The following is an 8,467-nucleotide window of genomic DNA, read 5'->3' as shown; positions in this document are numbered from 1 at the left end:
GCGCGGACGCCAGATGAGGATGACAAATAAGGACGACAGGCTCAACACGAACTGCTTTAACTTTAGCCCACCTCATTCCTTTTCCTGTCGAATCATGAATACCACCACGCAGGCGGCCGTCGCCACCACCGGCACGCTGCCCCTGGCCGAGGCCTCGCAGCCGGGCCGGCTTATCTCGCTCGACGTATTCCGGGGCCTCACGGTGATGGCCATGATTTTGGTGAACAACCCCGGCGACTGGGGCCACATCTACCCGCCCTTCGAACACGCCGAATGGAACGGCTGCACGCCCACCGACCTCATTTTTCCTTTCTTTTTATACATCGTAGGCGTGAGCCTGGTGTATGCGCTCGATGGTGTGAAGCAGCGCGGCGGGCCGCAAGGCGCGGTGCTGCTGCGCGTGGCCAAGCGCGCGGCGGTGCTGTTTGGGCTGGGCCTGCTGCTGTCGCTTTACCCAAAGTTTGACTTCTCGGTAGTCCGAATTCCGGGCGTGCTGCAGCGCATTGCGCTGGTATTTTTAGGCTGCAGCATCATCTTTCTAAAAACCAGCTGGCGCACCCAAGTCTGGCTGCTCCTCAGCTTTCTCATTGGCTACGCCGTGCTGATGCAGCTGGTGCCGGTGCCCGGCTTCGGCCCAGCCAACCTGGAGCCCAGCACCAATCTCGGGGCCTGGCTCGACCGCACCATTTTCACCGAAGCCCACCTCTGGAAATCCAGCAAAACCTGGGACCCCGAAGGCTTGCTGGGCACGCTGCCCGCGTTGGGCACGGGCTTGCTGGGCGTACTCACGGCCCAGTGGCTCCGCCGCCGCGACCAGGAACCCGCCGCCAAGGTGGCGTGGCTGTTTGTGGCAGCCTGCGGAATCATCGTCTCAGGGCTCATCTGGGCGCCGTGGTTCCCCATCAACAAAGCACTGTGGAGCAGTCCCTACGTCCTGTACACCGGCGGGTTGGCCATGGCCGGGCTAGCCGCACTCTATTGGGTATGCGACGTGCAGGGCTACCGTAGGTGGACGCGCCCGGCCCTGGTCTACGGCGTCAATGCCATACTGGTGTTCTGCCTTTCGGCGCTGCTGTCGCGCACCTTCGGGCTGCTTGAACTCGGCCTGCCCAACGGCAAAACCGGCGGCTTGAAAGAGTGGCTCTACGAATGGGGCATCGCGCCTTTCTTCGCCGACCCACGCACGGCTTCGCTGGTCGGCGCGGTTGTTCTTATCGTCATCTGGTACTTCATCCTGAGTTGGATGTACAAGAAAAACGTGGTGCTGAAGGTATGAGCTTACTGACTTTTTGAATAGAAAGTAAGCGTCCCATTCCTCTGGCCTCGGCAGAGCCGAAGTATGTCAACTGCGCTTCCTTTCGTGCTGAGCGCAGCGAACCGCATGACAGCCGATTGAGTGCCCACCCCAGGCGGAAGGCTTTGGCGACGCCGATGCCAGCGACCAGAGCAGCAGGCGCGTTCCTTTCTGCATGACGTTCTTTCGGAGAATCCCGAACCCTCAGTTATGAAAATTCTGATTATTGGCGGCGGCAACATGGGCCTTACTTACGCCCGGAGTTTCGTGCGGGCGCACATAACCTCGCGGCTCGACTTACGCCTCCTGGCCCGCTCGCCCGAGCGGGTGCCCGCCCTGGCGGCGCACGAAATAGGCACGGTGTGGGGCACGCCCGCCGAGTGCGTGCCCGGCGCCGATTTGCTCATTCTGGCCGTGAAGCCGCAAGACTCGCCGGCCTTGTTTGACGCCCTGCGCGGGCTGGTGCAGCCGCAGCAAGTGGTGCTCAGCATCATGGCTGGGGTGCGCATTGCCACCCTGCGCGACGAGCTGGGCACGCCCAAGGTCATTCGGGCCATGCCCAACCTGCCCTCCCAAATCGGCATGGGCATGACGGCCTTCACCAGCACCGACGCCGTGACCCGCGCCGAGCTGGTGCAAGTGCAAAACCTGCTCAGCACCACCGGCAAAACGGTGTACGTGGAAGAAGAGCCCGCCATTGACGCCGCCACGGCCATTTCGGGCAGCGGCCCGGCCTACGTGTACTACTGCATGGACGCCCTGATGGCCGCCGCCACCCAAATGGGCTTCAGCCCCGCCGAAGCCGAACTACTGGTGAGCCAAACCTTCCGCGGCGCGGTAGAACTCTACTCTCAATCGGGCCTGAGCTGCGGCGACTGGATAACGAAAGTGGCCTCCAAAGGCGGTACCACCGAAGCCGCTATGAAGGCCTTTGGCGCCGGCCAGGTGCGGGAGGGGCTGGTAGCCGGCGCCAGCGCCGCCCGCGACCGGGCCGAGGAACTGGGCAAGTGAGCCCCTTTTCACGGATAGTTCGCGTTCCAGTAACGTTATTCGGCAAATGAATCTTCGCCCTCTTTTTCTTATCCTGCTCGCCCTAAGCTTGAGCGTATCGGCCAGCGCACAAACCGTCACTGCCTCCGCTCCGGCTGTTCCCAAAGCCTCGTCCGCGAGCATCGCCCCCAGCCAGCGCCAGGCTGCAGACGTCTTGATAGGTTCCATCTATACTGCTGCTTCTTTCAACCAACTCATCGACCAGTTCTTGGACGCACAGTTGAAAACACATCAAGAAATTAAGCCATACGAGCCAGAAATGCGTGCCTTTCTGACCAAGTATATGGGGTTTGAGGTGATTCGACCGGCTCTGGCCGAAGCTTACGCCCAAAAGTTTACAGAAGCAGAGCTGCGGGAGCTGACGAAGTTCTACCAATCCCCGGTGGGGAAAAAAATGGCAGCCCTTTTACCCGAAATGATGCAAACTGGCGGTGAAATCGGGCAGCGCCTGGTTAAAGAGCACCTACCCGAATTGCAGGAGGCCATCGCCGCCAAAACATCCGGCACCAAGTAGTGCATCGGCAAGAAGCCGCGCCGCCATCCCGGCTAGCTACGCCACCGAATAGCCCGCGAAGTCCTTTCTTATCTGCGTCTTGAGCAGCTTGCCGGTGGCGGTGTGCGGCAGTTGGTCCACGAATTCTACTGCGTCGGGCTCGCAGAACTTAGCCACTTTGCCTTTGAAGAAATCGAGCATTTCTTCAGCCGATACGTCCATGCCGGGGCGGCGCACTACTACCAGCAAGGGCCGCTCGCTCCACTTGGCGCTGGGCACGCCGATAACGGCGGCCTCGGCCACGGCGGGGTGGGCCACGGCCAGGTTTTCGAGGTCGATGCTGGAAATCCATTCGCCACCTGACTTGATGACGTCCTTCGAGCGGTCGGTGATTTGCATGAAGCCGTCGGCGTCGATGGTGGCCACGTCGCCGGTGCGGAACCAGCCGTCGGCGGTAAGCTCGCCGGGCGTGCCGCTGTTGAAATAGTCGCCCACCACCCACGGCCCGCGCACCAACAAGTCGCCGAAGGCCACGCCGTCGTGCGGCAGCTCCTGGCCGTCGTCGCCCACAATTTTCATATCCACCCCAAACACCACCCTTCCCTGCTTGGACCGCACGGCCAAGTTATCGGCCGGGCTCAGGGCCGCATGTTGCGGCTTGATGCTGGCCATGGTGCCCAGGGGGCTGGTTTCGGTCATGCCCCAGGCGTGCAGTATTGTCACGCCCAGCTCTTCTTCAAAAGCTTTCATGAGGGCTGGCGGGCAGGAGGAGCCGCCCACCACCGTGCGTCGCAGCGTACGGAATTTGCGCTGGCCTTCGCGCATGAATTGCAGCAGCCCCAGCCAAATGGTGGGCACTCCGGCTGAGAACGTGACGCCCTCGTTTTCAAACAATTCGTAGAGACTGGCCGCGTCCATGCCCGCGCCCGGCAGCACCAACTTGGCGCCGTTGATGGGGGCCGCATAGGGCAAACCCCAGGCATTGACGTGGAACATGGGCACCACGGGCATAATCACGTCGAGGGCCGAGCAGTTGAGGGCATCGGGCAACGAAATGCCCAGCGCGTGTAGCACCGTAGAGCGGTTCGAATAAAGCACGCCCTTGGGCTGGTCGGTGGTACCGGAGGTGTAGCAGAGGGAGCAGGCCGTGTTTTCGTCCAGCATCGGCCACTCGTAATCGGCGGTTTCAGCCGCCAGCAGGTCTTCGTAGCTGCACAGGCCGGGCATGGCGGAAGCAGCCGGCAGGTGCGCGGCGGGGGCCATCAGCACCCATTTTTCCACCTTGGGGCACACTGGAGCGAGCCGCTCCACAAGTGGCAGAAACGTCAAGTCGAAGAACAGCAGCCGGTCTTCGGCGTGGTTGATGATGTAGACCAACTGCTCCGGAAACAGGCGCGGGTTGATGGTGTGGCACACCGCCCCGATGCCGGCCACGCCGTAGTACAGCTCAAAGTGGCGGTGGGTGTTCCAGGCCAGCGTGCCCACCCGGTCGCCGGCGGCCACGCCCAGCTTGAGCAAGGCGTTGGCCAGCTGCTTGCTGCGGCCGCGCGCGTCGACGTAGGTGTAGCGGTGCAGGCCGCCTTCGGGCAGGCGCGACACGATTTCGGCAGTGGCGTGCCATTTGGCGGCGTGCTCGATTATGCCAGCCACGCGGAGCTGGTCGGCCATCATTAGTCCTTGCATGTTATGAAAAGCAGGTAGGGAAAGAGGCTGTAAGGTAGCAGCTAGCGCCTGGCTTTTCATTGCGGCCAAACACTACGGCAACCGGTACCAAAGGCCCTTGCCGACTTCTTCAAAGGCGACCACGCCCTTGCCTTTGGCGTAGTAGAGGCGGCGCGTTATACGGCTTGGGGTTGCGGACCCAGTGTACGGTCGGTAGTCAGTTCGGATAACTTGTGAATAGGTTACCGCCCCGAAGACAGCTGTGGGCAAAAAATAGACGCCAGGAAACTGGTAAGCAGACGTATCAATTGCAGCGCCACGATTTACCACATCTATGGGCAAGGATGCGTACCTGTACGATTCCCAACCAGCCAAGGCGTGGACAATTCTATCGTCAAAAGGAGCTTCCGGCAACCTCAGCTCCAACACTTGCTCTGGCCGCGACAACGAATCCGTTCGCTGAACCTCCACGATAATGCGCTGATATTCTGGTCGGGTTCCAATAAAAAACCCACTCTGAGGTTCCATTATATCGTCGATTTTCGCGACTTGGTACGTGCGTACTTGGGCATCCCGGTCGCGGCCGAATCGCAATACCTCGCCGGCCTGGTATCCTTGCCAGGCCAGTTGCTCGTTTGAAAACCGGTGTTGCACCGGGTCCTTGGAGCAAGATGTTAAAAGCAGCGACGGCAACACAGCAGCTAACAGAATGCGAAGGGAGCACATAAAATCAGAGAATGAGAGGCGATTGGCTTAGAAGTACGAATAAAACAGGGATACTTAATTTATAGAAACCTTACTTCTGCAATTTATAGAAACCTTACTTCTGCACCGCCTCCAACGCCAGCTGCAGCAGCGACGAGCGCACGCTCAACTCCGTCAGCTTGTTGTTGTTGCGGGTGGGGTGCACGCGGTTGGTGAGCAACACCACCACCAACTCCTCCTTGGGGTCGACCCAGAAGTAGGTCCCGGTGAAGCCGGTGTGGCCGTAGCTGCCGGGCGAGGCGCTTTTGGCCGTGTTCACGGTAGGATTGGCAGCGGGGCGGTCGAAGGCCAGGGCCCGGCGGTTGTCGGGGCAAAATTGGCAACGGGTCCAGTCGGCCAGAATCTCCTTGCCGAAGACCTGCTGGCCGCCGTAGCGCCCGCCCCAGGCGTAGGTCTGCACCAGCTTGGCCACATCGTTGGCGTTGCCAAACAAGCCGGCGTGCCCGGACAAGCCGCCGAGCAGGGCCGCGCCTTCGTCGTGCACCGTGCCGTGCAACAGTTGGCCCCGGAAAGCGGAGTCGACTTCGGTGGGCACAATGCGCGACAGCGGGAAACGGTTGGTGGGCCGGAAACCCATGGTGGTTGCGCCCAGCGGCCCGTAAACTTCGCGCTGCAAAAAGGCATCGAACGGCATCCCGCTACGGGCCTTCACCAGCTCGGGGTAGAGAATGAAGGACAAGTCGGAATACACATAGCCGGGCTTCTCGTTCAACGGCGACTCCCCTATTTCCTTGTAGATGCGCTCCGGCAAGGTTTTGCGCGCCCAAAGGCCGTTGGCAGCTTCCAGGGGAAAACGCGCCGACGAGTCGGCGTGGAAATAGCGCCGCCGCAGCTTGCCCTTTTTGTTGGTTAGCTCCTTCCAAAACGGAATCCACGCCTTGAGGCGAGCTTGGTGAGCTAGCACGTCGCGCATGCGCAGGTTCTCCTTGTTGGTGCCGCGCAGGAAGGGAAAATAGTTGCCCATGGTGCTGTCGGGGCTGAATTTGCCTTGCCCCTGTAAGCGCAGCAAGGCCGGGGTCGCAGCCATCAGCTTCGTTAGGGAAGCCAGGTCGTAGATGTCGCCGTCGCGCACGGGACGCGGCACCGTCACCGGCTGGGTCCCGGCTGGGGCGGACTGGGACTGCTTCTTTTTCTTGTCGTCTACCAGGCCCGTTCCAAAGCCCGCATAAGTCTGGTTGCCATAGCTTTTGCGCAGCACCACCGTCCCGCGGCGGGCGATGACGACCTGAGCCCCCGGAAAGGCCTGGGCCGCCAGCGCCCGTCCCAGTAGGCTGTCCACGCGCGCTTCCAGGCGGCCGTCAAGGCCTTCGTCTTCGGGGTTGGCGTAGCGCAGCCGGTAGCTGCCGGCGGTGCGCAGCCCAAAGCCCCGCGGGTAGCGGTCCGAAACCGTGACAGGCAGCTTGCCCGTGGCCGCGCTGCCCCCGAAGATGACCTGAGCGGCCAGGCTTTGAGCGTCTTTGCTTTCCTGGTAGGCCAGTACCACGGCACCGGACCGTTCCAGGTCGCGCACCTTCGCCACGGCGTAGGCGGAGCCGAAGACACTCAGCACGATGGTTTGCTTTTGCCCCACCAGCTCTCGCAGCAACAGGTTGGTTTCAGGGGTGATGCCGAAACTGGTGGCGGGCAGGCGCCCCAGCCCCTGCAGGGCCACCAGCACGGTATTGTAGCGCTTCAGCGACTCGCGCAGCTTGGTCAGCTCGTCGAGCGTGGGCGAAGCAGAAGCGTGGTAGTGCGCCGCGGGGGCGTAGTCGGCCACGGCTTTCTGGAAGTCGGTGGTGTCGCGGGGCGAGCCGCCAATGACCAGCGTGGCAATGCGCAACGTGTCGAGCCGCTGCAGGGGCAGCAGGTTTTTTTGGTTGCGCAGCAAGGTCATGCTCAGCTCCGTGAGGCGGTGGCTGAGGTACTGGGCGTGCGGCGCGTTGAGGTCTTCGTGGAGGTTTTTGGTGTCAATGGGCCGGTAGCGGTTCAGCCCCGCCCATTGCTTGAGCGCCAACACGCGGCGGCAATGCAAGTCGATTTCCTTTTGCGAAATCCGGCCGCTGTCCACGGCGGCCCGCACCATTTGCAGGGCCAGCGGAATGTTCTTGCTGAACTCCAAAATGTCGTTGCCGGCCATGATGGCGCGCACGTCAGCCTCACCGGGCGGGAACATGCTAATCACGCCGCGCATGTTCATGGCATCGGTGAAAACCAGGCCTTTAAAGCCCATCTCCTTCCGCAGCAAGTCGTTGATGATGGGCCGCGACAAGGTGCTGGGGCCCGGCACGGTGTCCAGGGCCGGCACGTTGAGGTGGGCCACCATCACGCCGCCCAGGCCGCCCGCCATTAGGCTGCGGAAGGGCGGCAACTCGAGCGTATCGAGCCGGCGGCGGTCGACGCGCACTGTGGGCAGGGCCAGGTGGGAGTCGGCGTCGACGTCGCCGTGGCCGGGGAAGTGCTTGGCCACGGCCAGGATGCCTGCGTCCTGCATGCCGCGCATGTACTGACGGCTGTCGCGGGCCACCGCGGCGGGGTTTTCGCCCCAGGAGCGAAAGCCGATGACGGGGTTGGCGGGGTTGTTGTTCACGTCGACCACCGGCGCAAAGTTCACGTGCATGCCCAGGCGCTTGAACTGCGCGGCCACTTCACGGCCCATGTCGTAGAGCAACGTGGTGTCGGTGTCGCCGCCCAGGCTCATTTGATAGGGGAATTTCACCACGCTGTCGAGGCGCATGCCCACGCCCCATTCGCCGTCCATGGCCACCAGCAGCGGCACCCGGCTCTGGCTCTGGTAGCGGTTGAGCAGGCGCGCCTGCCGGCCCGGCCCACCCTGGAAGAAGATGAGCCCGCCGATGCCATACTGCTGAATGAGGGTGGAAATGGAGTCCTCGTCGATGCGCTTGCGGTTGGAATACGCGGCCACCATGAACAGCTGCGCGGCCCGTTGGTCGGGCGTGAGCACCCGCATGAGGCTATCTACCCACCGCGAGTTCAGGTATTTGGTAAAGGCGGGGGAAATGGGTGCTTTGGGGGCAGCTTTGGGCTTCTTGGCAACGGGGCGCGCAGGTTTGCGAACGGGCTGGGTTACAGATTTGGCGCGGGCCGGTACGGGGCGCCGTTGCGCTGACACCAGTGACGGCAAGGCCAACAGTGCTAGCAAAAACAGGAGAATTCGGAATGAAGCCAAGTAACGAGCGGCGGGAAATGTGGAGGGAATGCCGGCC

At 62.1% G+C, this 8,467-nt stretch carries 6 protein-coding genes; 3 read left to right on the top strand and 3 right to left on the bottom strand.

Features of this window, described 5'->3' with window-relative positions:
- Window positions 1-94 precede the first annotated feature (94 nt).
- The 3 genes from VF629_RS02930 to VF629_RS02920 all read left to right on the top strand — a co-directional run bounded on the left by VF629_RS02930 (window position 95) and on the right by VF629_RS02920 (window position 2,858).
- A complete protein-coding gene (locus VF629_RS02930; protein WP_331056955.1) occupies window positions 95-1,276 on the top strand; it encodes an acyltransferase family protein in 1,182 nt (393 codons plus the stop codon).
- A 228-nt stretch (window positions 1,277-1,504) separates the two neighbouring features.
- Window positions 1,505-2,305, top strand: coding sequence for a pyrroline-5-carboxylate reductase (gene proC / locus VF629_RS02925; RefSeq protein WP_331056954.1), 801 nt, complete (start codon window positions 1,505-1,507; stop codon window positions 2,303-2,305).
- Window positions 2,306-2,351: 46 nt separating this feature from the next.
- Window positions 2,352-2,858 (top strand): DUF2059 domain-containing protein, encoded by a 507-nt coding sequence (locus tag VF629_RS02920; RefSeq protein WP_331056953.1) that lies wholly within the window; start codon window positions 2,352-2,354, stop codon window positions 2,856-2,858.
- Window positions 2,859-2,894: 36 nt separating this feature from the next.
- Here the strand turns inward: VF629_RS02920 and VF629_RS02915 are convergent, their stop codons facing one another.
- The 3 genes from VF629_RS02915 to VF629_RS02905 form a co-directional block, all read right to left on the bottom strand.
- On the bottom strand, window positions 2,895-4,520 hold the full coding sequence (locus VF629_RS02915) for a 3-(methylthio)propionyl-CoA ligase (RefSeq protein ID WP_331056952.1): 1,626 nt from the start codon (window positions 4,518-4,520) through the stop codon (window positions 2,895-2,897).
- Window positions 4,521-4,592: 72 nt separating this feature from the next.
- Complete coding sequence (locus VF629_RS02910; protein ID WP_331056951.1) at window positions 4,593-5,225, bottom strand: hypothetical protein; 633 nt, start codon at window positions 5,223-5,225, stop codon at window positions 4,593-4,595.
- A gap of 94 nt (window positions 5,226-5,319) precedes the next feature.
- Complete coding sequence (locus VF629_RS02905) at window positions 5,320-8,403, bottom strand: glycoside hydrolase family 3 N-terminal domain-containing protein (protein ID WP_331056950.1); 3,084 nt, start codon at window positions 8,401-8,403, stop codon at window positions 5,320-5,322.
- Between the last annotated feature and the right edge of the window lie 64 nt (window positions 8,404-8,467).

It is taken from the genome of Hymenobacter sp., assembly GCF_036388155.1.
Lineage (GTDB): Bacteria > Bacteroidota > Bacteroidia > Cytophagales > Hymenobacteraceae > Hymenobacter.
The sequence above is the reverse complement of the archived record's forward strand: the minus strand, read 5'-3'. Positions and strand labels throughout refer to the sequence as shown.